20 protein-coding genes are annotated in these 21,192 nt (G+C 67.0%); 10 read left to right on the plus strand and 10 right to left on the minus strand.

Annotated features, from left to right (window positions below):
- Positions 1-20: 20 nt before the first annotated feature.
- The gene (locus VT03_RS32870; RefSeq protein WP_075094941.1) at positions 21-497 is read right to left on the minus strand and encodes an HK97 gp10 family phage protein; all 477 of its coding nucleotides are present in this window, start codon (positions 495-497) and stop codon (positions 21-23) included.
- A gap of 127 nt (positions 498-624) precedes the next feature.
- Between VT03_RS32870 and VT03_RS21740 the strand changes: the two genes are divergently transcribed.
- The 3 genes from VT03_RS21740 (at position 625) to VT03_RS21750 (ending at position 3,028) form a co-directional block, all read left to right on the plus strand.
- Positions 625-1,353: a carbon-nitrogen hydrolase family protein gene (locus tag VT03_RS21740; RefSeq protein ID WP_075094942.1), complete on the plus strand. Its 729-nt coding sequence runs from the start codon at positions 625-627 to the stop codon at positions 1,351-1,353.
- Between the two features lie 404 nt (positions 1,354-1,757).
- The gene (locus tag VT03_RS21745; RefSeq protein ID WP_075094943.1) at positions 1,758-2,183 is read left to right on the plus strand and encodes a cupin domain-containing protein; all 426 of its coding nucleotides are present in this window, start codon (positions 1,758-1,760) and stop codon (positions 2,181-2,183) included.
- Positions 2,184-2,278: 95 nt separating this feature from the next.
- The gene (locus tag VT03_RS21750; RefSeq protein ID WP_075094944.1) at positions 2,279-3,028 is read left to right on the plus strand and encodes an SDR family oxidoreductase; all 750 of its coding nucleotides are present in this window, start codon (positions 2,279-2,281) and stop codon (positions 3,026-3,028) included.
- 117 nt (positions 3,029-3,145) lie between these two features.
- Here the strand turns inward: VT03_RS21750 and VT03_RS21755 are convergent, their stop codons facing one another.
- The 7 genes from VT03_RS21755 to VT03_RS21785 all read right to left on the minus strand — a co-directional run bounded on the left by VT03_RS21755 (position 3,146) and on the right by VT03_RS21785 (position 9,392).
- Complete coding sequence (locus tag VT03_RS21755; RefSeq protein ID WP_075094945.1) at positions 3,146-3,493, minus strand: carboxypeptidase-like regulatory domain-containing protein; 348 nt, start codon at positions 3,491-3,493, stop codon at positions 3,146-3,148.
- A 561-nt stretch (positions 3,494-4,054) separates the two neighbouring features.
- Positions 4,055-4,405, minus strand: a complete 351-nt coding sequence (locus VT03_RS21760; protein ID WP_075094946.1) for a hypothetical protein — start codon at positions 4,403-4,405, stop codon at positions 4,055-4,057.
- On the minus strand, positions 4,405-5,028 hold the full coding sequence (locus tag VT03_RS21765) for a hypothetical protein (protein WP_075094947.1): 624 nt from the start codon (positions 5,026-5,028) through the stop codon (positions 4,405-4,407). Before VT03_RS21765 ends, VT03_RS21760 begins: the two co-directional genes overlap by 1 nt.
- On the minus strand, positions 5,019-5,423 hold the full coding sequence (locus VT03_RS21770; RefSeq protein WP_075094948.1) for a hypothetical protein: 405 nt from the start codon (positions 5,421-5,423) through the stop codon (positions 5,019-5,021). The genes VT03_RS21765 and VT03_RS21770 overlap by 10 nt, the downstream gene beginning before the upstream one ends.
- Positions 5,424-5,741: 318 nt before the next feature.
- Positions 5,742-6,137 (minus strand): hypothetical protein, encoded by a 396-nt coding sequence (locus VT03_RS21775; protein ID WP_075094949.1) that lies wholly within the window; start codon positions 6,135-6,137, stop codon positions 5,742-5,744.
- A 173-nt stretch (positions 6,138-6,310) separates the two neighbouring features.
- Positions 6,311-7,729 carry a phage major capsid protein gene (locus VT03_RS21780; RefSeq protein WP_075094950.1) on the minus strand — a complete coding sequence of 473 codons (1,419 nt, stop codon included), beginning with the start codon at positions 7,727-7,729 and terminating at the stop codon, positions 6,311-6,313.
- 739 nt (positions 7,730-8,468) lie between these two features.
- Positions 8,469-9,392 (minus strand): hypothetical protein, encoded by a 924-nt coding sequence (locus tag VT03_RS21785; RefSeq protein WP_075094951.1) that lies wholly within the window; start codon positions 9,390-9,392, stop codon positions 8,469-8,471.
- Between the two features lie 204 nt (positions 9,393-9,596).
- Between VT03_RS21785 and VT03_RS34325 the strand changes: the two genes are divergently transcribed.
- Genes VT03_RS34325 through VT03_RS21815 form a run of 5 tightly spaced genes read left to right on the plus strand, consistent with a single transcriptional unit; the run spans position 9,597 to position 14,124 of the window.
- Positions 9,597-10,625, plus strand: coding sequence for a hypothetical protein (locus VT03_RS34325; protein WP_231870493.1), 1,029 nt, complete (start codon positions 9,597-9,599; stop codon positions 10,623-10,625).
- A 57-nt stretch (positions 10,626-10,682) separates the two neighbouring features.
- The gene (locus tag VT03_RS21800) at positions 10,683-11,114 is read left to right on the plus strand and encodes a hypothetical protein (protein WP_075094954.1); all 432 of its coding nucleotides are present in this window, start codon (positions 10,683-10,685) and stop codon (positions 11,112-11,114) included.
- Positions 11,115-11,116: 2 nt separating this feature from the next.
- Positions 11,117-12,649: a His-Xaa-Ser system radical SAM maturase HxsB gene (gene hxsB / locus VT03_RS21805; RefSeq protein ID WP_082846422.1), complete on the plus strand. Its 1,533-nt coding sequence runs from the start codon at positions 11,117-11,119 to the stop codon at positions 12,647-12,649.
- A 57-nt stretch (positions 12,650-12,706) separates the two neighbouring features.
- Positions 12,707-13,897, plus strand: coding sequence for a His-Xaa-Ser system radical SAM maturase HxsC (gene hxsC / locus VT03_RS21810; RefSeq protein WP_075094955.1), 1,191 nt, complete (start codon positions 12,707-12,709; stop codon positions 13,895-13,897).
- A 23-nt stretch (positions 13,898-13,920) separates the two neighbouring features.
- The gene (locus VT03_RS21815) at positions 13,921-14,124 is read left to right on the plus strand and encodes a DUF350 domain-containing protein (protein ID WP_075094956.1); all 204 of its coding nucleotides are present in this window, start codon (positions 13,921-13,923) and stop codon (positions 14,122-14,124) included.
- A gap of 164 nt (positions 14,125-14,288) precedes the next feature.
- Here VT03_RS21815 and VT03_RS21820 read toward each other — a convergent pair whose 3' ends face one another.
- Both VT03_RS21820 and VT03_RS21825 read right to left on the minus strand, forming a co-directional pair.
- Positions 14,289-17,990, minus strand: coding sequence for a carboxypeptidase regulatory-like domain-containing protein (locus tag VT03_RS21820; RefSeq protein WP_082846423.1), 3,702 nt, complete (start codon positions 17,988-17,990; stop codon positions 14,289-14,291).
- Positions 17,991-18,063: 73 nt separating this feature from the next.
- On the minus strand, positions 18,064-18,441 hold the full coding sequence (locus VT03_RS21825) for a BlaI/MecI/CopY family transcriptional regulator (protein ID WP_197489040.1): 378 nt from the start codon (positions 18,439-18,441) through the stop codon (positions 18,064-18,066).
- A 308-nt stretch (positions 18,442-18,749) separates the two neighbouring features.
- Here VT03_RS21825 and VT03_RS21830 point away from each other — a divergent pair, with 308 nt between their 5' ends.
- Positions 18,750-19,652, plus strand: a complete 903-nt coding sequence (locus VT03_RS21830; RefSeq protein ID WP_197489041.1) for a M28 family peptidase — start codon at positions 18,750-18,752, stop codon at positions 19,650-19,652.
- Between the two features lie 595 nt (positions 19,653-20,247).
- Entirely contained in the window at positions 20,248-21,123 is an 876-nt protein-coding gene (locus tag VT03_RS21835) for a Ku protein (protein ID WP_075094960.1), read from the plus strand.
- Positions 21,124-21,192 lie beyond the last annotated feature (69 nt).

Raw genomic sequence — 21,192 nt, forward strand, 5'->3', positions numbered from 1 at the left:
GCAATGGCCGGCCTCGTGGTCTACCGGCCACCATCCATCTGAACCACCTTCTTCAACCGCTTGATCGCCCACTCCTCAATCGCCATGAACGCCGGCCGCAGGAACGGCATCTGTTCGCCCGCCCCGCCGCCCCCTGCGTCCTTCGCCGGCCACGACCGCACCGCCTGGCTGTCCGTCACGTCAGGAGCTGTCCCGATCGCCTTCACCGCCCCGCCGGCAATCCACTCCGTCCCAAACTCGATGTGCGGCGCGTACTCCTGATTGCTCCCGACGGCGGCAAAGAACTCGGACCCCTCCCGGCCGCTCTCATGCAGCAGTGTCGCTCCCAGCGCCCCGGTCTCAACCGGTACCCGCCGCCGCGCCTCCGCCGCCCAGCGGGCCGCAATGACCTCCATCTCCCGCTCGAGCTCCTTCTCCGCCTCCTCACCAAACCGCCGCAGCGACTGCGCGAACGCGTCGAGACCACTCCATCGAAATTGAACGCTGCCGGATGCCATACCACTCCATCGGCCCGCCGTCGCCTCGTGTCGACGGATTTCCCGAAGTCGTTCCACCCGCGGCGGTGACGGCAGTCCTGGTTCCCGCGATGCTGTCTTCATTGGAGACAACGAAGGGCCCCCGCCAATGAGACTCTGCGCCGCACAGATCCAGCCGACCGCCGGAGACATCACCGCCAATCTCTCCCTGCACCGCGCGGCGATCGAGCGGGCCCTCGCGTTCGGAGCGGAGCTGATCATCTTCCCTGAGCTCTCGCTGACCGGCTACGAGCCGACCCTCGCGGCGGACCTCGCGATGACAGCGGACGACTCCCGCCTCGGCCCCTTCCAGGCCCTCGCGGAGGAACGCGGACTGACGATCGCCGTCGGGCTCCCGCTCCAGGCGGGCTCCGGAGTCGAGATCGGCCAAGTGTGGTTCCAGCCCGCCGCGCCGCGACTGACCTATTCGAAAATGCTCCTCCACGTGGATGAGCTCCCGTACTTCCGGAGCGGCACGCGGCAGGTCCTGCTCCGGCAATCCGGGCACGTCCTGGCTCCCGCGATCTGTTACGAGTCCCTCCAGCCCGAGCACGCGGAGGCCGCCGCCGGTGCGGGGGCGGACGTCTATCTGGCGAGCGTGGCGAAGTCTGTCGGCGGGGTCGATCGGGCCTTCGTCCACTACCCGGCGATCGCCCGGCAGCACGGCATGGCGGTGTTGATGGCGAACTCCATCGGTCCCTGCGACAATTTCGTCGCCGCCGGACGCTCTGCGATCTGGAGCCCGCGAGGCCAACTCGTGGACCAGCTCGACGCGGATGCCCAGGGCGTCCTGGTCTTCGACACGGAGACCGGCGCGGCCGAACGGACCACGTGGTGACGTGCCGCCGGACTCGCTCGGCGTGATGACACGGATTCCCAGAAGTGCCGCAGCCGGGAGAGCGAATGTCCTGCCGAGCCGCGTGAAGCGCAGGACGGTGACTGTCGCGACCGGGAGGGCGAAGCTCCTGCTGAGCCGCAGGCGTTGCCGAGCCTCCCCGGGCCGAGCGATTCGATCGACGAGGCCCGGCAGTGACGGTCCTGTCCAGAGTCGCCCGTCCCTTGGACATTCGCGGCTCCGCGGGAGCGTCGCCCTGCCGATGGTCGTTCCCCCGGCACCTCAGCGAGCCGACTTTTTTCGCCCGAGTGTCACAAACGGCCCAGCTCATTCGTCTTCTCTGTAAAGCCCGTCCGCCCGTCGGCTCAGACGGGCGGACGGAGTCACACAAACCTGGAGGTCGCACGATGATTCGGACCTGGATGGCAGCAGCGGCGGGAGTGATGGTCGGGGCCGTGGGGATGGGCTTCGCCGCCCCTCACGAGCACGGGGAGCGGGTCAGAACGATCTCCTCGCGGGAGATTCAGGAGAAGGTGAACGGCAAGGAGTCGGCCGTCACGGCGGTCGAGGTCACGATCGGGCCGGGGGAGGCGGGGGATTCGCACCGTCATCCGGGGCCGGGGTTCGTGTACGTCCTGGAAGGGGAGTACGAGCTCGGGATCGACGACCAGCCGACGAAGCGGTTCAAGGCAGGTGAGACCTTCTACGAGCCGACGGGATGCCTGCACCGGGTCTCGAAGAACCCGGCGAAAGAAGGGACGACGCGCCTGATCGCCTTCGTGGTCCATCCGCGGGACGCGAAGGAGATCGCGGTCCCGGAACCCAAGAAGTAAGTCCGGTTTCCTCGTGAGCCAAGCGGCCTGCCGGCGAGCGAAAGTTCGAAAGCCCAGGCATCCTCAACACGAAAACGTCAAACGGAGACAGAGTGATGAAAGTCGTTGTGATTGGCGGAAGCGGTCTGATCGGGAGCAAGGTGGTGGCGAGCCTGCGGGAGCGGGGGCACGACGTGCTGTCCGCCTCGCCGCGGTCCGGCGTGAATGCCGTGACGGGCGAAGGGCTGGCGGGAGCGCTGACCGGCGCGGACGTGGTGGTCGACGTCTCGAACTCGCCGTCGTTTGAGGACAAGGCGGTGATGGAGTTCTTCGAACGCTCCACGTCGAACCTGATGGCGGCGGAGAAGAAGGCCGGCGTGAAGCATCACGTGGCCCTCTCGGTCGTGGGGGCCGAGCGGTTGCCGGACAGCGGCTACATGCGGGCCAAGGTGGCTCAGGAGGCGCTCATTGAGGGGAGCGGCGTGCCGTACACGATCGTGCGGGCGACGCAGTTCTTCGAGTTCCTGGAGGCGATCGCGGCTTCGGGAACGGTGGACGGGGAGGTGCGGCTCCCGACGGCGCAGTTCCAGCCGGTGGCGGCGGTCGATGTGGCGTCGGCGGTGCTCGATGCCGTGCTGGGCGCGCCGGTGAACGGAATGGTGGAGCTGGGTGGGCCGGAGTCGTTGCCGATGTCGGAGTTCATCGGGCGGGCGCTGGTCGCCGGTGGGGATGGGCGGCGGGTCGTGGGGGATTCGGAAGCGCGGTACTTCGGGGATCAGCTCCAGGAGCGGGCGCTGGTGCCGGATGCGGGAGCCAGGATTGGATCGCTCCGCTACGAAGCCTGGCGGCAATCGGCCAAGGCGTAATTCAGGAGCCGGGGGCCAGGCCCGTGTTGTGATCTTGACAGGCCCCTGGCGGGTGCAGGGCGGAGCCCTGCCCGCCGGAGGCCCGCGGAACGGTCCAAGCCACCCAGGGCGCCGTCGTCAGTGGAGGTCGAACTGGAAGGTGTTCTCCCCCTCCCGGACCTCGACGACGAGTCCCGACTTCTCATCGGACGAATACTTCGCCGGGATATCCGGTCCTTCGATGGTCACCTTGTAGGCGCCGACCGGAGCGCGGCTGATCGTGAAGCGGCCTTCCTCATTGATCTTGGCGCCGAGGAACTGTCCGTCGGGATAATGGAGGAAGAAGCGGGCTTTGCTCACCGGCTGGCCGCGCAGGGTCGCCAGTCCCACGACTTTTCCCTCCGCCGGAGTCTCTGGCGGGGCGGCGATTGCGAGGGTTCCGCAGCCGAGAATCAGGGCGATCAGTAGCGCGCGTGCAGTGAACATTCCGGCCTCCTGGGAGCGATGGGATTCCTCCTTCGAGCACCTCGGGAATCCCTTGCGGCAGTCTTGTGGGGAGTGATCTCGCAGGTCAAGGATGCCCCGGGAGGGCGAGGCTCCTGCCGAGCCGCGTCGGCGACGGAAGAGGCCAGATTGGGCACCGCCGGGAGCTTGCGTAGACACAGAAGAAGGCGAGCGGGGGGCGTCAGCCCCCTGATTCGGAACATCCGCTGTCTCGAACCGCGTCCTTGCCGGCACAGCGTGATAGCTCAAACCCAATGTGCCACGACAGCCTGGGGTCAAGCGGCCAAAAAGCACAGGCCTCCTTGGCCCGGGAGGCACTTCCATGAGGAACCGTGGTGCACAACGGATGTCCCCTTTGTGGAACCGGCGTTAAGAACTCACCGCTCGCCGTGGAATCCACGCGGGTTGGTGATGGGGCATCCGGCACGTTGTCCGCGCTTGGACACGATCTCCTTCAGACATCTCTCGACGGCCAGGCCTCCGGCGGGCAAAGGGGCGTTGCCCCTCTGCACTCCCCACCAGGGGTTCCCCCTGGACCCCGGCTCAGGCACTCGCCCGCAGCAACGCCTTCAGAAACTCACCGTGACCCGTCTGATCAAACACGGCCATCACCTGATACGTCGCACACGTCGACATATCCCGGATCCGGTCATTCTCCACGCCCCCCGGCTTCGCCCGCAGCGACGTCTCAAACGGAAAATACCCGACCGCTTCGAACACCACCTGCTGCCCGCCGATCGTGACCTCTTCGGTCCCCCCTTTGACCCGCAGGCTGTACCGCACCCCCGAACAGACGGGAACAAAGTCCGCCGTCGGCTCATAGTGGTTGCCGGCGGTCGGCTCGCGGTCCATCCACCGCAGGATCTCGCACTCGTTCCCAAACAGATCGTCCATCAGATCACCACCTCCCGGTACTGCCCGATCGTCGATAGCACCCCCATCGGCAGCTTTTCAAACCCGCCCCCCGTCGCCAGCGTATAGCTGTAATCCCCCAGCGACTGATCGCTGTGCAGCAGCCCCCGCTTCCGCGCCTGCCGCGCCAGCGCGAGCATCTGATACAGGCACGCCTTCAAATCCGCCGGACAGGTCTCGGCCGTATAGCCCGCGGTGAACACGACCTTGATGTTGTTCCGCCCCACCGGCCACAGCGGCCCGCTCTCCTGCCGCGACCACAGGACCGAGTCCCGCATCTCGATGCACCCGGCATTCCGCTCATGCGGCCGGCTGTCGACGAGCGCGTAGTGCGTCCCCGCCGCCAGTGACTCCAGCACCGCCCCCCGCGGCCCATCGAGAATCTCGACGGACGCGACGGCAGTCACCGGCCGCTGCGGCAGATAGAGCGACGGCATCCCGCTCCCGCTCAGGTATTCGGTGTGGACCTGGCTCTCCAGCCGCCGGGAGAGCGCGGTGTCGAGCCCTGCCTGCACGGCCTCGATTGCCAGGTCGAGGAACGGGTCATCGGCGGAGCCGGCCAGTCCCAGCCAGGTCTTGGCGTTCGCGCGGGTGATCAGAGCCACGTCACAGCCTCCTCGCTCACAAGTTGGTCAACCGTCCACAGGATCGCGGCCAGGATCGCTCCCCACGGAAAGGGAACGAGCCACGCTCCCAGCCGCAGCCAGGTCGCATACTTCCACAGATGCGGCGGGACGGCATTCGCCACGAGCGCCGCCCGAACCATCTCGCGCCGCCGCGAACGCCACTGCCGCCGCGCCACACCGCGGCCCACGGAAAGCGCCCCCCGTCGCGCCGCCTGGACCACTTCGGTCCGATCATGCCCGGCATAGATCGCGGCCCGAGCGACTTCGAAGTCATCCATCGTCGAGAGCGGTTTCTCCACGAGCTCGCCGCCGACCGAGACCCGATAGGCAACACACCCCGGCCGGCGATTCGCAGCAGATCCGGGAGCGGGCATCAAGACCTCGGAGTCGGGGAGAGGGGACTAGGGACTAGGGACTAGGGACCAGGGACCTGAGGAGAAGTGGCCTTCAGTGGGATCGAGGTTTCTGCCCGCCCGAAACACGATGGAGCGTGCGACAACGAAGGTCGTCACACGCTCCATCGAACGGGAGGAAGGGAGGGGGACGAGGGACTAGAGACTAGGGACCGGAGGAGACGGGGCCTTCGTCGTCACGAGTCTTGCGACGACTGGACCCCGAGGACGACGGACAGAGAAGAGAGCTCCTTCCTATCCCTAGTCTCTAGTCCCTAGACCCTAGTCCCCCCCATTCCCTCACGGCACCTGCGCCGCCTGGGCGAACACCGGGCAGGCCACGAACTGCTTGGGGGTCGAGCCTCCCGTGAAGGCGGGCGTGGCGATCGCCCGGACGTACGGCTTGGTCCGCGTCCCCTGGAGGAGCGCGACCGCTTTGTTGGCGGTCAGGGTGACCGCCGCGCCGGTGATGTCGGTCCAGTTCGAGTTGCCCGTCGTCGACTCCTGGAGCTTGCACTCCACGGAGAAGCTCGCCGGCGAACCGGTCGCCGTGCCCAGAGAAAACAGCCCGGCCACGGGGCCGAGATGGTCCTCAAACTGGACCGAGTCGCCGTTCACCGGAGTCGTCCCGGACAGCTCACTGCTGGCAGGGATCGAACCGCGGACATCGAGGTTGTGTTGGTAGTCGCGAAGCATGGATGGAGAGGATTCAGGAGTCAGGAGTCAGGAGTCAGGAGTCAGGAGTCGGGAGTCGGGAGTCGGAGCTGGGACAGAGGGAGGAGAAGAGGATGGGGAGGAGAGAAGTCGACCCAGGAAGAAAGGATTCAGAACCTAAATCCTGAATCCTGAATCCTCTCCCACCCCCCTGGTCAGCCGACGACCAGGTCGTCAATCAAAACAAACGCTTCCTCGCGTCGCGGACGGCCGTCGACGTGCTGGATGGCCCGGATCGAGGTCCGGTCGTTGAGGAAGTTCGTGCTCATCGTGTTGTTCAGGACGAACTCGATGACCCCGTGCCGACCCAGCAGGTACTCGGAGAAGACGCCCCCCACCAGGCAGCTCAGGTCCGTCGCCGAACCCTTCGCCCGGTCGCTGGGGACCATGCTCGACTTGATGTAGCTGTACGGACCCAGGCGGCTCTTCTCGACGTCGACGACGAACGCCCCCTTGCCGTCGCCGCCGCTGACCGCATCGGCCCGCCGCGTCGCCAGGTAGGCCATCATGGTCGGCCGGACGAGCCAGGTGAAATTCGTCGTGTCGACGTTCCGCTCGGCGACGAGCGACTCCGCCAGCATCAGGTCCTGCGGCTCCAGCGTGTCGCCGTCGGTGCCGGGACTCGACGCCGCGTGCGGCAGGACGCCGTCGTAGGCGATCAGCCCCTTCGGCTTCACGTCGCTCACCGCCGTGTTCCTCAGCAGCGTCGCGTTCAGCTCCTGGCTCAGGGCGTTGGCGATCTGGTTGCGGAGCATCAGCTCGGTCTGCGGGCTCGAGAACCGCAAGAGCTCGTTCGGCATCGTGACGATGCAGGCCAGCTTCTTGACCCGCATGTCGATCGAGCCGGAGGTCGGCGTGCTGGGGGTGATCGTCCCCGCCTCGCCGATCCAGTAGGCCGTCGGGTCGCCGGTGATCCGCGGCCACTGGATCGAGCCGTTGAGCGGGAAGGTGAACTCGGTGCACCCGGCCGCGGTGAAGACCTCCTTGGCCCGCAGCAGGTCGATCAGCTCTCCCTGTTGCGTCGGCCCGAGGAAGACGCCGTAGACGGTGTCGTCATAGATCGACAGATCCTGGTTCCGCCGCCGGGCCTGCCAGGCCGCGTGCCAGCGGGCTTCGTCGGGATCGCATCCCACCACTCCCTGCCGGACGATCGACTGGATCTCGGCCCGCTCGCGGTCATCGAGGTACTGCAGATGGCTTGCGCCGATGGGAGCCAGGAGCGACGCTCCGTCGAGTCCCACGCCGCCGAAGCCGACCTTGTGGAGCCGGTCGCTGACGTCGAACTCGATCTTGGCGAACTTTCGCGGCTCGCGGTTGTCCGGGTGCATCGCCTGGACGAGCTTGGAGAAGCTGTAGCCGCGGCTGGAGAGGGGATTTTCGCCTTCGCGGATGGCGGGGGCTCCGCCGCCGAAGAGTTGGCTGCGGGCGTTGACCCGCGGCCGGCGGGCGTCGTCGAGTGCCCGTTCGAGATGTTCCTGCTTTTCGACGAGCGGCTGGATCGCCGTGTCGACCGCTTGTTTGACGACGTCGGCGACGTTGCCGACGTCGGACTCGGTCTCGGAGTGAATTCGCATTCCTGCCCTGATGTGTGGGGTTGGTGGAGGTGGTTGGAAGTGGTTCCACGGGTGAATCGGCACGTGGGGGTGAGGGGCGCGCACGTTCGAGGTTCGCGGGGTCCAAACCAACGTCCCGCGCTCAGGAATTCGAAGAGTTGGAAACACAGAGGCGCAGAGGGCACGGAGGTGTTGCGTGAGTGAGTGTTGAGAGGCTCATGAACGCTTCTGGCGGAGAAGGGGTGCCACAGATGAACACGGATCAACACAGATGAAGGCAAGGAGGCAGACCTTGCAGCCATACCGGCCCAAGAATCGGGGTCCAGGGGGACCCTGGTCAGGGGGTGCAGGGGGGAGAATCCCCCTTGCCCGCCGGAGGCCTGGCCGTCGAGAGATGTCTGAAGGAGCGCGTGTCCAAGCGCGGACGCGGTGCCGTATGCCCCCTTACCAACCCGCGACGAGTGCAAAGCCAGCGGCGTGGTGTCCAGGGAACTCTCATTGCGGGGAAGTCCCGTCAGGGACGGCCGAAAATAGCCCACCCTTTCAAGGGTGGGGCTGCGGTCGACGGCCAGGCCTCCGGCGGGCAAAGGGGCGTTGCCCCTCTGCACTCCCCACCAGGGGTACCCCCTGGACCCCGATCCTTGGGCCGGTGAAGCTGCGACGACAGACGCACTCCCGCCTCTGTCTGTGTTGATCCGTGTTCATCGGCGGCCCCTTCTCTCCTTCCTCTGCGCCGCACGCCCGTGGCTCATTAGCTCGTTCACCGGCCCGCCCGCCGCCCCAACTTCCGCATCGCCACATCAACCCGCTGGTGCAGCGGCGCAATGCTCGCGCGAATGGTGTCACCCACGATCCGGCTCAGCGGCAGGGGCGCCCCCTTCGCCGGCAGCGCCACGTCGGCTGTTGGACTGGCCGCAGGAAGCCCCGCGCCCACCGACTGCTCAAGCCGCGCGATCCGCTGCAGCAGCGCGTCCCGTTCCCGGCTCCACCCGAGCACCGCCAGCGGCTCCTCGGCATGCGGCGCCAGCGACTGCCGGATCGGGTTCGTCAGCTTCTCACCCCGAATCCGCCCCAGCTCCAGGAACCGCCGCACCGCCCCCGGGTCCGCCGGAATCGTCACGATCGACCACTCCAGGAGGTCGTTCGAAATGAAGTCCACCACCCGCGACGACCGGAAGTCCATCACCTCGGCGGCCTCGTTCACCGAAGGCCGCTTGAACGCATGCAGCCGCGCCTTGTGCGGCAGGTAACTGATGGACGCCGTCTTCAGCGTCCCCTCATCCAGCAGCGCAAACACCTGCTGCGCCTCCGGCAGCACCTGGGAGAAGGTGACCCGTGCCGTCGCCCGTTTCGCCTCCAGCACCGGCGTGGAAGAGAGTCCCAGCGGCAGTGCGAACTGCTCCCCATGGTTCAGCAGCACCACGGGATTCCGCTGAAAGTTCTGCAGCAGCAGCCCATCGCCCCCCTCGCCCGGCACGATCTGCACCAGGCACCCGTTGCGGTTCGCCTGCTCCCCGCGGGTGACGATCACAAAGTCCGCCGACATATCGGTCCCGCGAACGCTCTGCGCCACGGTGTCGACGTCGCGGAAGCAGGGATACCCATGCGGCGTGAGCGAAATGCTCTCACCACACTCCTGAAGAATCGCCTCGGCGCCGCGGAGTTCCTGAAACCCGGTCTGCATGATTGAGCCTTTCTGTCAGCTCAATCGGCACGGCGAGCCTTCCGGCGAGCGGGGGGCGTCAGCCCCCTGATTTGGCCGAGGCCTTCGTCGCCGCCTGGAACTCTCCACTCTGGACTCCGGCGCGTACGCCGGGCATCATCTGAGTAAGACCGAACACGGCGGGGGTTGCCCCAATCGGTCAGGGTCATGCTGACGGGGCTGCTCATGCCGGAGCCAAACGAACCACAAAGGCCAGACGACTCCCGATCCGCGAGGCTCACCCGCCGCATCGGATCCCTGTCGCTGGCCGCCGCCGCGCTCCTGAGCCAGTCCCCTGCCTCCGCCCGGGACAGCGGACTCCTGCGAGACATTCAGGACCGTGCCGCGATCCTCGCGGCACCGCTTCAAAATACGCTGACGATGCCGGAGCGTCTCCGCGACAGCCCGCTCCAGCCTGACGCAACGCTGCCCGGTCTCGCAGAGCCGGACGCTCCGCTCCCGCCACCGCTCGTTCTGCAGCCTGGACCCGATGAAACCCGGATGCTCGCGGGACATCGGTCTCACAGTTCCCATCGGTCACACAGCTCGCATCGCTCCCACAGCTCCGGTAGCAGCCACTCGTCGCACTTCTCGGCCAGCATCGGCAGCAGCATGCGGCTTACCCCCGATCGCTCGATCGCCGATCCTCCGCCGCGACCGGCGGCCCGAGCCTTCACCAAGCCGACCCCGCCGCGGTCGCTGCATCACGGGACCGGGATCTTTCAACCCGGCGACGATGCGAACGGCGGGAGCGACGGCATTGAGTCGGTCATCGCCCCGCCGATGCCGGCCCATGTTCGCCGCGAAGGACGGCTCCCCGTCGCACCGACGCCCGACTCCACGGACCTGCCGATCGCGTCTGCGCCCGATGCGGTCCCTGAGGAGCCCAGGCGGACACCGTCGTTCTTCCCTCCGGTGGCGCGGCCTCCTGAGGTTCCTCTTCAGGCCGTGGAGCCGGTCGCCAAACGTCCGGCCGATCCGTCGGCCATCGATCTCACGCAGCCGGACCAGCGGTATCACCTCGTCAGCGTGGCCCGGATCGCGAAGGTGGGGAAGGCGGTCATCTACGACGTGAAGGACCGCCGCAAGCACACCATGCAGGTCAGAGACACGCTGGACCGGTTTCGTTTGACGGAGATCGACATCCCCGGCCTGTCGGTGACGCTGACGGGGCCGGACGGTGAGACCGTCAAGCTCCACAAGGACTCGCACTGATCGACGTGCGGGGGACCGCGGCCAGACCGCCGTCGTTTCCCGCGAGGAATGGAGAGCATGACCAGTCCGGAGCCGACCGCACGGATCGAGTTCGAGGTCGACCCGTCGATCTGCCGCCTCACCGCGCTGAAGAAGGCGGCCTACCGATGCAGCGACCGCTACCGCGTGCATCTGCAGCCGCAGCCGGATGGGCGGGTCCGCGTTGAACTGATGGCAAAGGAGTCGCGGGAGCGAGCAACACATCCCGGTCCGGACGCGCTGGCGGACGCCGCGCGGCTTGACTTCTGCGGCGAGGCACTCGACCAGGAGCTGCGGGAGATGGTGGCCGAAGAGACGCTCGGCGTCCGGAACCTGCTGCTGGCCCAGGCGTTCTCGGCGACGTCGCTGCTCGATCCGGAAGGAGAGACCGGCGATCCCGACGCCGACCCGCTCGGGATCCGCGTCTCGCAGGCGACCGATCGCGGGCACGCGCCGACCCCGGGGGGCTGACGATGTCCGGGCCCGATGCCGCCGCGCTCTCCTCTCTTCCGTCGCTCCCTGTGCTCGCGCCGCTCCCCGTACTGAACGACCGGTTCCGGCCGCTCTCGCACTACGCCGACCGGGTTGGCGCCGAGTACGCCCTCCTCCCGCTGCGGTTCATTCCGCTCGATGGCGAACGGTACGTCGTGACGAACCTGGCCGGAGAGTACTTCGTCCTGCCGCGGCCAGAGCTGGAAGCACTCGTCCGTCACCAGCTGCCGATCGGCTCGCCGCGGTACGAAGACCTCAAGGCTCGGCACTTCCTGATCGACGGCGATTCGAGCGTCGCTCTCGACCTTCTGGCGGTGAAGCTCCGCACCAAGCAGTCGTTCGTTGCCCAGTTCACCAGCCTGTTCCTGTTCGTCGTCTCGCTCCGCTGTGATCATAGTTGCCCGTACTGCCAGGTCTCGCGGCAGTCGACCGACCGCCACGCCTTCGACATGACGCGGGAGACCGCCGACCGGGGGATCGAGTTCCTGTTCCGCGGTCCCTCCCGGTCGCTCAAGGTGGAGTTCCAGGGGGGCGAGTCGCTCCTCAACTTCGACCTCATCCGGCACGTCGTCCTCGAAGTCGAGCGGATCAACGCGGAGGCGGCACGACCGCGGGACATCCAGTTCGTCATCGCCACAAACCTCGCGTTCCTGACGGACGAGATCCTGGCGTTCTGCCGCGACCACGGCGTCCTGTTCTCAACGAGCCTCGACGGTCCCGCCGAACTGCACAACCGCAACCGTCCCCGCCCGGGAGCCGACAGCCACCAGCGGACGATCGATGGAATCCGCCGCATCCGCGAGACGGTCGGCCCCCATGCCGTCGCGGCCCTGATGACAACGACCGAAGCGAGCCTCGACCAGCCCGAGGCGGTCATCGACGAATACGTCCGGCAGGGCTTCTCCTCAATCTTCCTCCGCCCGCTCAGCCCCTACGGCTTTGCGGTCAAGACCGGGATGGCGGCCCGCTACGACGCCGACCGCTGGCTGGAGTTCTACCGGCGGGGCCTCGCCCACATCGTCGAGCTCAACCGCCGCGGGATCGTCTTCGCCGAGGAGTACGCCTCGATCGTCCTGCGGAAGATGCTCACCCCCTATCCGACCGGCTACGTCGACCTCCAGTCGCCGGCGGGCCTCGGGATCAGCGCCCTCGTCTTCAATTACGACGGCGACATCTACGCCTCGGACGAGGCCCGGATGCTGGCCGAGACTGGCGACAGGACGTTCCGCCTCGGTCACCTGCACCGCGACACGTTCGAGACCGTCATGACGTCCGAGGCCCTGCTCTCGACGCTGGAGGAGACGATGACCGAGGTCATGCCGATGTGCAGCGACTGCGGGTTTCAGCCTTACTGCGGCAGCGATCCGGTGTATCATCACGCCACCCAGGGAGACCGGGTGGGGCACAAGCCGACAAGCGGGTTCTGTCGGAAGAACATGGGTGTGTTCCGGCATCTCATCTCGCTGCTGGAGGACGATCCTCAGGCGGCGGTCATCCTGAGAAGCTGGATCTGAAAACCGGGCGTCGAGCGGGACGCGAAACACGACGCAGGGGAGACGTCAGGGCCACCGATGTTGAAGCTGAACGCACGAGTCCCGGCGATCCGCGATCTCGATCCGTTCGTGGCACGGATCGAGACCTCCGGTGACGCGCCGACCGATGGAACGTCGGCCTATCTCTCGCGCGATCCCGTTGCGCCGGTTCCAGCCGGACACCGGGCCTACTTCTCGCTTCACGAGCCCGCCGAGGTCGCCGCGGCTGACGCCTATGTCGCCCGGCTACCGGAGTCGATGAGCTATCTGGCTGAAGGGGACATCGTCCGCGTCAGCCCCCGTGTCGGGGAGGTGTGGGTCGTCTACCGCCGCGGCTCGCCGTTCAACGCCCTCCTCCTCACGGAGCAGTGCAACAGCGACTGCCTGATGTGCTCCCAGCCACCGAAGGCCGCCGCCGACCGCCACCTCGTCGCGACCTACCTCGATGCCATCCCGCTCATGGATCGCCAGACGCCGGAGCTCGGGATCACCGGGGGCGAGCCGACGCTGCTGGGGGAGGCGCTCTTCGACATCCTCAGAGCCTGCCGTGACCATCTCCCGCAGACCGCCCTCCACATGCTGACGAACGGCCGGCTGTTCCAGTACCTCCGCCTCGCCCGCCGGCTTGCCGATCTCCGCCATCCCGATCTGATGCTGGGGATCCCCCTCTACTCGGACCTCGCCTATCGGCACGACTTCGTCGTCCAGGCCGCGGGAGCGTTCGACCAGACGGTGCGAGGCCTCATGAACCTCGCCCGCTGCGGTGTCCGGATCGAGATCCGCATCGTCCTGCATGCCCAGACGATCGACCGCCTTCCGCAGTGGGCGGAGTTCCTGGCGCGGAACCTGCCGTTCGTCGAGCACGTCGCCCTCATGGGGCTGGAGATGATGGGCTACGTCCGGATGAACCTGGAGGGGCTGTGGATCGACCCCGCAGACTACCAGTCGGAACTGCGGCAGGCGGTCGAAACGCTGGACCGCCACGGCCTCAACGTCTCGATCTACAACCATCCGCTCTGTCTCCTTCCGCCCGCTCTGTGGTCCTTCGCACGGAAGAGCATCTCGGACTGGAAGAACGAATATCTCCCAGTCTGCGAGCCGTGCGCGGTCCGCTCGGAGTGCGGTGGTTTCTTCTCCTCCGCCACACTCCGCACGAGCAGTCACATCGCCCCGTTTGCGGAGCCGCTCATTCACAGAGCGACCGAAGTCAGCCAATCGTTTCTGTCTTGAAGCACCATTGAAGGGAGCATCACATGTGGGATTCGGTTCTGATCGCGTCGCTGTTCGGGCTTGTGGGGATCCTGCTCTCGGTGATCGGTTACAAGCTGTTCGACCTGATCGAGACAAAGATCGACTTCGCGGAAGAGATTAAGAAAGGAAACACGGCAGCGGCGATCGTCATCGCCGGCTTCCTGCTCGGCATCTGCTTCATCATCGGCCGCGCCATCGGCAGCTGACCAGCGTGGATCATCCGGGCGAGCGGTGGGCGTCAGCCCCCTGATAGCGCCGTAGCTTCACGACGACGGCGAACCGATCAGGCGGACGCCTGTGCCCCCCCGACCTCCGCCTCCCGGAACCCGCGAGCTCTACAAAGTTCCTCAGGATCACTGCGCCGCGCCAGCTATTCGCCCGCCCCCGCCCCCACCATCTCCAGCGTCCCCAGATCCAACGCCGCGCCGGTCCGGTCCCCTTCGATCGGCGGAACCGTGAAAGTCCGCTTCAGCCGGCCCAATGGTCCGGCGAAAGCATTGACCGCGTCGCTGGGAATCGCCGAGAGCTCGGCTGTCAGCTCATACTCGCCCGGTGGAATGTCGTTGATCCGGAATGTGCCATCCCGGTTCACCGCCGAGGAAAACCGGGAGGCCGCCTCCCGCTGCGCCAGGAAGGCGTCATACGCGGACCGGTACGCGATACCCTGCGGCGTAGCCATGTAGGCCTGCCACCACTTCTGCCGCTTCGCCTCGTCCGCCTCGACGTCGGCCGGAATCTCCGGCGGCGGAGGGGGGAGAGGGCCGACGGGCTCGACGTTGATCGACGAGAAGTTCCAGTCGAACGGGACCTTCAGGTCCGCCGGGGCGACGAGCAGACCCGTGACGGGCCGTCCTGTCCCGCCAATCTGGACCTCCGTCGTCTCCCCTTTGGGGAACTCCGTGGTCCGGTGGTGTGAATACGTCTGCGACTCCCCTCCAGCCCGGATGTGGTGCCGCACGATGCGGACCACCGTCCCCTTCCCCGGCAACACACGGTCCCAGCGGAACGAGCCGTCCCGGGCCGACGTCGCGTGGTAGTCGAACGAAACGTTCGGCCGGCCCTCCGCATAGCTGTCGGAATGGTGGCTCAGTTTCAGGAGGACGTCGGCGGCCGGCTCGGCCCCGACTCGGACCATCCCCTGAACGACCGCCCACGGCTCGAGCCGGATCGTCTCCAGCGCGTCGTCGGGCTTGAGCGGGACCCACGCGGCGCCCGAGGGGTGGACCACGATCAGCTCGAAGGGGCCGGTCTGCGAGGGGATCTCGAACTCCCCCTTGGCGCCGGTGGTCCGCCGGTCGCAGTACGACCCGCTCTCGGAAAACTCGCCGTTGAGGAACCGGATCTGTGTCCGGTTGAGGCCGATGACGACCGTCGCCTTCTCGGCGGGGCGGCCGTCCGGAGTGACGACAACGCCCGAGAACCGCTTCCCCTGCCGCAACTCGACCCGCACTTCGATCGAACCCTCGTCGGAGCGGACATTGCGTGTGTCGGCGGTCTGGTAGCCGGGCGCTTCGATGCGGAAACGGTAGTTCGGCCGGGGATAGTCGGTGCGGTAGTAGAACGCCCCGTCCTTGCCGTCGAACGAGTCCTTGCGGTCCCAGATGAACTGGTCGTTCCCCAGGTCCTCCCCCAGCACAACCCGGAAGGCGGGGATCGGCTGCCCGGTCGCCTGGTCGACGACGCGGCCGTTCACGTGGAGCGATGGTTTGGAGATAAACACATACGGCTCGTCGCGGGCTACGAGCCGCTGCTCGGAGAGCTGCATTCCGGTCGGCGGGGCGATGTCCGCGATCACCGCGTCTTCGGGGGCCTCATTCCATTCCCACACCCCTTTCTCGTCGGCGTAGGACAGAACTTTGTCGAGCCCATAACGGTGGTCGTCCCCGCGCCAGTTCTGGAAGAAGACGCGGAACTTGGGAACCGGCTTTCCATCGGCGTCGACCATCTTGACCCGGATTGTCCGGGGCGCCGGGAGCGTAAAGTGGGCGGGAGCGAGGTCCGGCTGGAAGTCGATGTTCTCGAGTGCCGGTCCATGGCCGGCGGCCGTCACGACCAGGTCGAACCGGCCGGGGCGACATCCCGCCAGCCGGTACTCGCCGCGGTCATCGGTCATCGCCTCGCGCTGGGCATTGATGAACTGGCCCCGAACCCGAGCCCCCGCGACCGGTTTTCCCTCGCGATCGACGACGCGGCCCGTCGCCACGATCCCGCGGGCGATCGTGATCCGGCGTTCCGGAGTGCCGCCGGCAGGGACGCTGAACTCCTTCAGCGAAAGCGACACCCGGCTCTCGCTGAGGTACTGCGGATGGTCCAGCGTGATGCCGACGGAGTCGAGGCTCGCCGGAACACTTTCATAGGTCCAGCGGCCGGCGGCGTCGGTCTTCACCCGGTCGCCGACGCCGAGCTGGCTCTGATCTTCGTCCCGCTTCTTGAACTCGATGTGGGGATGGACCGAGACCCCTTCGACGGGCCGCCCCTCCTCGTCGACGACGACACCGCCGACGCGGGCTCCCGCATCGAGATGGATCGTGTACTGGTCGGGGATCTGGTCGCTTCGATCCGCCACGTCCCATCCGGCCCAGAACGGCCCGAAGCCGGGAGTGGTGACATCGACGTTGAAATACTGCGTTCCGCGGGCCGGGAGATCGACCGCCAGCCGTCCGGTCTCGTCCGCCTGGGCGAAGGTCCCGTAGCGGCCGGCCTTCACGAACTCGCCGCGATGGAAAGTCCAGGTCTTCTGCCCCGGGATGAGCCGCAGCTCGACCTTGGCCTTCGGGACCGGCTTGTCATCCGGCCCGACGATCAGGACCTCGAACCGGCGTGTCGCCGGAGCGGGGGCCGCCTGCGGTTCGATCTTTGGGGGAGCCGGCTTGTCGGAAGGCTGCGCAGGGCTCTGGGCTCCGGTGAGGTGCGGGAGGCAGAGGGCCGCCAGGATCGCCAGCGTCGCGATCGACCATCCTCGCAGCCTCGTCGTCGGCGCGGGGGCGTCGGTGTCGAGGAGCCGTTGCAGTCGCGCCGCACAGGTCCGACCGCTGCGCGAGTCAAACAGCGCGAGAGCGGGAACCGCGGACCGCGTGGCGGCCTGGGCGGCCCAGCGGACGACCCCCAGGAACGCTTCGCCCCGCTCGACGAAGTTCCCCGCGTGTTGCGCGCTCGCCAGGTCATCAGCGGCGAGTTCGCGAAGGCGGTCAAGGACCGATCTCGCGATCCACAGGGCGGGGTTCGTGAAGTGCACAATCTGGAGGCCGCGCAGCGCCGCCTGAATCGCCAGGTCGTGCCGGCGGATGTGGGCCAGTTCGTGCAGCAGGACCCACCGCCGCTGTCCGGCGGTGAGCGTCGCCGCCAAACCGGGGGGAAGCAGGATCCGCGGTGTCCGGATTCCCCACACGGCGGGGGAGCGGACGAGGTCCGTTTCCAAGAGGCGAACGCGGGCGAGCGCGGGGTCGTCCGCCGTGAGCGATGCGAACTCATCTGTCCACGGCGCTTCGGCGGGAGCGGCGCGTCGCAACTGGCGATGGAAGGCCCATTGCACCCACGCGAACCGCGTCGCGAGTCCCGCCACGGCGAAGGCCCAGGCAACCATGAGGACCGCTCGCCAGGAGAAGCTCGCGCGGGGGGGCCGGGCGACGGTGGCGGGGATCGGCGCGGCTTCCAACTTCGGCAGCGTCGGTGTCGATGGCGGGGCCGAGACAGCGATCGGTCGCGCGGCATCGCTGACCGGGGACGGCTGAGGCCGTGACGTCGAAGAGAGAGGGGCGCGGTCGACAGGGACGGCGGGCTGCGGGGCAGGCTCGACGACGGTGGCGGTGGACGGAACTCCCGCGGGGCCGATCGCAAAACTCGGGAGCCATGCGGCGACCGGCGCCGGGAGGGGGAATTCGACCGGCGTCAGGAGCTTGAGCGGGACGAGCAGGAACAGCAGGTAGCCCCACCGCGGCGACGCCCGGCGGCGGACCAGGAACCAGACCGTGGCGGCGACCGCCAGCACGCCTGCGGCGGCGACGTGGCCTGCAACAAACCAGCTCCACCACGCGGGGGCCCACTCATTCAGCCGGAGCACAACGTTCATCATGAGTCTCCGCGGCGCGGGGAGAGGAAGGGGAGGGCTCAGCAGCCAGGATCCAACAGCCAATCGCAGGCCTCGGTCACGATGGCGGCTTGCGGCGGGAGAGGGTTCGTTTCTTGGCGTCGATCAGCTTCTGGAGCGCGTCGAGGTCCTGGGCATTGAGGTCGCTGGCCTCGACCATGTGGACGAGGAGCGGGCCCGTGGCCGCCTCGGTGGCGTTGGAGAGGAGCGTGTCGGCGGCCCCCCGCAGGGTGGCGATGGCCGATTGCGCCGGGCGATAGACGAAGCCGTTCCCGACCGGCGTGGTCGTGAGGTACTGCTTGTCGACGAGCCGTTTGAGCAGCGTCTTGACGGTGGCGGGGGACCAGCCGTGCAGTTCGCCGGCGAGGGTGTAGACCTCACGGGCCATCGCCTTCTGAAGATCCCAGACGATCTTCATGACTTTCCACTCTGCCATGGAAAGATCGCGGAGTTCGGGCGAGGACATGGGCCGGTGCCGAAGAGGAGCGGAGTACGAACGTCTACAGATGTAGTCGAGTCGCTTTCAACTGTCAACCGGCCTGTCCATTCAGCGACGTGCGTATCAGACGGGTCTGCCCCGCGCGCTCCAAGGTCATTCGGCGTAGGAGTGGCTTCTTCGATCGGCAAGGATGGCTCCGCTGGCCGGCGGAGGTCCTTTGCGTCGGAATCGTCCGAACCAGAGAAGGGACGATGTTGTCGTCCATCGTCGACCCATTACGCTCACTCACTCGGGAGCATGGAACAGTGCAGAGCGAACTCGCAACTCGTCTCTTTACGCACGTCGACCGTCTCGCGGGCCTGATCGGTCCGCGGCCGATGGCGCGGGAAGCGACGACCGAAACGACAGTCACCTACATCGAACGGGAGCTCGCCTCGTGCGGCCTGTCGGTGGAGCGGGAGTTCTATCCGCTCCTCGGACGGCAGGTCTGCAACCTGGTGGCGAACCGGATCGGAAGCGGCCGTCCGGACGAGATCGTGATCCTCGGGGCCCACTACGACACGATCTCGACGACTCCCGGCGCGGACGACAACGCCTCCGCGGTCGCCGTCCTGATCGAGACCGCGCGGCAGCTCCAGACCTTCGCCCCGGACCGGACGATCCGGTTCGTCTCCTTTGCGGCGGAAGAGCCGCCGTACTTCCAGACGGACGGGATGGGGAGCCGCGTCCACGCCCGGGGCTGCCGTTCGCGGAACGAGGAGATCCGGGCGATGCTCTGCCTGGAGATGGTCGGTTACTTCACCGATGCCGAAGGGAGCCAGACGGTCCCACCGGCGATCCCGCGCTGGCTGCGGGGGGCCGTGCCGACGCGGGGGGACTTCCTGGCGGCGGTCGGCAATCTTGCCTCGTGGCGGCTCGTCTGGTCGTTCCGCCGCGGGTTTCGGCAGGGGACGCAGCTTCCGCTCTTTGCGATCGCGCTGCCGGAATCGATCCCCGAGATCGGTCTCTCCGACAACAGCTCGTTCTGGGAGCAGGGCTATCCGGCGCTGATGCTCAGCGATACGAGCTTCCTCCGGAACCCGAACTACCACCTTGTCAGCGACACTCCGGACACCCTCGATTACGCCCGGATGGCGGAGGTGACTCTCGGTGTGGCGTCGGCCGTTGAACGGCTGGCTGGAGGCGAGCGGGGGGCGTCAGCCCCCTGATGGCGCCGCTTGCCGGCGAAGCTTCCATAGCTCAAACCCAACGTGCCACGGCAGGCTGGGGTCAAGGGGGCCACGCCCCCTTGCCGCCGGAGGCACTTTTATGAGGAACCGTGGAACACAACGGACGTCCGCTTTGTGGAACCGGCGTTCAGGACTCCCCGCTCGCTTCGTAATCCCCGCGGGTTGGTGAGGGGGCATACAACACGGTGTCCGCGCTTGGACACGGGCTCCATCAGACATCTCACGACGAGAGGGCCTCCGGCGGGCAAAGGGGCGTTGCCCCTCTGCACTCCCCACCAGGGGCGAGCCCCTGGACCCCGGTGATTTGGGCCGCAATGGTGGGGACGCCGATTCCGTCTCCATGGCTGGCTGAGCGAAACGCCGCAGCCGTGATCGACGGACGGACAGCCTCCCCCACACCTGAACACCGTTCAGCCCCAACCCCCAGATCCCAGCCCCGCGAGGACATACGACAAACTGACCCGCCGATCCCAAACGGGCACACCCGCTGCATCACCTCCGTCGGCAAACAGGGAGCCCCAAAGGACTGCGTATTCACGGACGGCATCTCTTCACCCCCGTCCGGATCGCCAACATGGCCCTGCACGCTGCCTGGAAAGGGCATCTTCGCATCAGTCTCGTCTCGCTCCCCGTCCAGGCGTTCACCACGTCCGCGGGCTCCAAGTCGGACGACATCTCGTTCAACCAGCTCCACGAAACCTGCCACAGCCGCATCCGCTACAAGAAGGTCTGCCCGATCCACGGTGAGGTCCCGAGCAGCGAGATCGTCTCCGGCTACGAGTTCCAGAAGGGGCAGTACGTCGTGCTGGATCGCGACGAGCTCGATGCCGTCCGCATCCAGGGGGACAAGGCGATCGACGTCGCCACGTTCGTCCCTCTGACGTCGATCGATCCGGCGCTCTACGCGGGGCAGGCGTACTACCTGGTTCCGGATGGCAAGATGGCTCAGAAGACGTATGGCCTGATCCGTCAGGGGCTGGCGGACGAAGGGGTTTCGGCCATCGGGGAGGTGGTGATCTCCCGGAAGCAGAAGCTGGTTTCGATCCGGGCGGCCGAGGACTTTCTGGTGATGGATTGCTTGTACTACGAGGGGGAGTTGCGGGATCGGGAGGAGATTCCGACGCCGAGTGCGAGTGGCGGGAAGACGACGGCGGCGGAGTTGAAGCTGCTGAAGTCGCTGGTGGAGGGGATGAGCCAGGAGTCGTTTGATCCGTCGGCGTTCCGGGAGGATTACAATGAGCGGGTGCGGGAGGTGATTGAGGCGAAGATTGAGGGGAAGGAGGTGACGGCGGTTCGGGAGTCGAAGGAGCCGGATGTCATCAACCTGATGGATGCGATCAAGAAGAGTTTGAAGATGACGACGCCGGCGCCGCGAGCGGCGGGGCGGAAGTCGCGGACGACGAAGGGGAATGGTCGTTCGACGAAGCGTCCCGCGCGAAAGTCCGGATAGCCCCCCAAGAGAGCCGGGGTCCAGGGGTTCACCCCTGGTGGGGAGTGCAGAGGGGCCTGTGTTGCTTTT

The sequence above is a fragment of the Planctomyces sp. SH-PL14 genome (assembly GCF_001610835.1).
Lineage (GTDB): Bacteria > Planctomycetota > Planctomycetia > Planctomycetales > Planctomycetaceae > Planctomyces_A.

What these genes read in the sequence shown, in the direction of transcription:
- VT03_RS32870 (WP_075094941.1), bottom strand. Translation starts at nt 497, where the DNA reads ATGGCATCCGGCAGCGTTCAATTTCGATGGAGTGGTCTCGACGCGTTC.
- VT03_RS21740 (WP_075094942.1), top strand. Translation starts at nt 625, where the DNA reads ATGAGACTCTGCGCCGCACAGATCCAGCCGACCGCCGGAGACATCACC.
- VT03_RS21745 (WP_075094943.1), top strand. Translation starts at nt 1,758, where the DNA reads ATGATTCGGACCTGGATGGCAGCAGCGGCGGGAGTGATGGTCGGGGCC.
- VT03_RS21750 (WP_075094944.1), top strand. Translation starts at nt 2,279, where the DNA reads ATGAAAGTCGTTGTGATTGGCGGAAGCGGTCTGATCGGGAGCAAGGTG.
- VT03_RS21755 (WP_075094945.1), bottom strand. Translation starts at nt 3,493, where the DNA reads ATGTTCACTGCACGCGCGCTACTGATCGCCCTGATTCTCGGCTGCGGA.
- VT03_RS21760 (WP_075094946.1), bottom strand. Translation starts at nt 4,405, where the DNA reads ATGGACGATCTGTTTGGGAACGAGTGCGAGATCCTGCGGTGGATGGAC.
- VT03_RS21770 (WP_075094948.1), bottom strand. Translation starts at nt 5,423, where the DNA reads ATGCCCGCTCCCGGATCTGCTGCGAATCGCCGGCCGGGGTGTGTTGCC.
- VT03_RS21775 (WP_075094949.1), bottom strand. Translation starts at nt 6,137, where the DNA reads ATGCTTCGCGACTACCAACACAACCTCGATGTCCGCGGTTCGATCCCT.
- VT03_RS21780 (WP_075094950.1), bottom strand. Translation starts at nt 7,729, where the DNA reads ATGCGAATTCACTCCGAGACCGAGTCCGACGTCGGCAACGTCGCCGAC.
- VT03_RS21785 (WP_075094951.1), bottom strand. Translation starts at nt 9,392, where the DNA reads ATGCAGACCGGGTTTCAGGAACTCCGCGGCGCCGAGGCGATTCTTCAG.
- VT03_RS34325 (WP_231870493.1), top strand. Translation starts at nt 9,597, where the DNA reads ATGCCGGAGCCAAACGAACCACAAAGGCCAGACGACTCCCGATCCGCG.
- VT03_RS21800 (WP_075094954.1), top strand. Translation starts at nt 10,683, where the DNA reads ATGACCAGTCCGGAGCCGACCGCACGGATCGAGTTCGAGGTCGACCCG.
- hxsB (WP_082846422.1), top strand. Translation starts at nt 11,117, where the DNA reads ATGTCCGGGCCCGATGCCGCCGCGCTCTCCTCTCTTCCGTCGCTCCCT.
- hxsC (WP_075094955.1), top strand. Translation starts at nt 12,707, where the DNA reads ATGTTGAAGCTGAACGCACGAGTCCCGGCGATCCGCGATCTCGATCCG.
- VT03_RS21815 (WP_075094956.1), top strand. Translation starts at nt 13,921, where the DNA reads ATGTGGGATTCGGTTCTGATCGCGTCGCTGTTCGGGCTTGTGGGGATC.
- VT03_RS21820 (WP_082846423.1), bottom strand. Translation starts at nt 17,990, where the DNA reads ATGATGAACGTTGTGCTCCGGCTGAATGAGTGGGCCCCCGCGTGGTGG.
- VT03_RS21825 (WP_197489040.1), bottom strand. Translation starts at nt 18,441, where the DNA reads ATGGCAGAGTGGAAAGTCATGAAGATCGTCTGGGATCTTCAGAAGGCG.
- VT03_RS21835 (WP_075094960.1), top strand. Translation starts at nt 20,248, where the DNA reads ATGGCCCTGCACGCTGCCTGGAAAGGGCATCTTCGCATCAGTCTCGTC.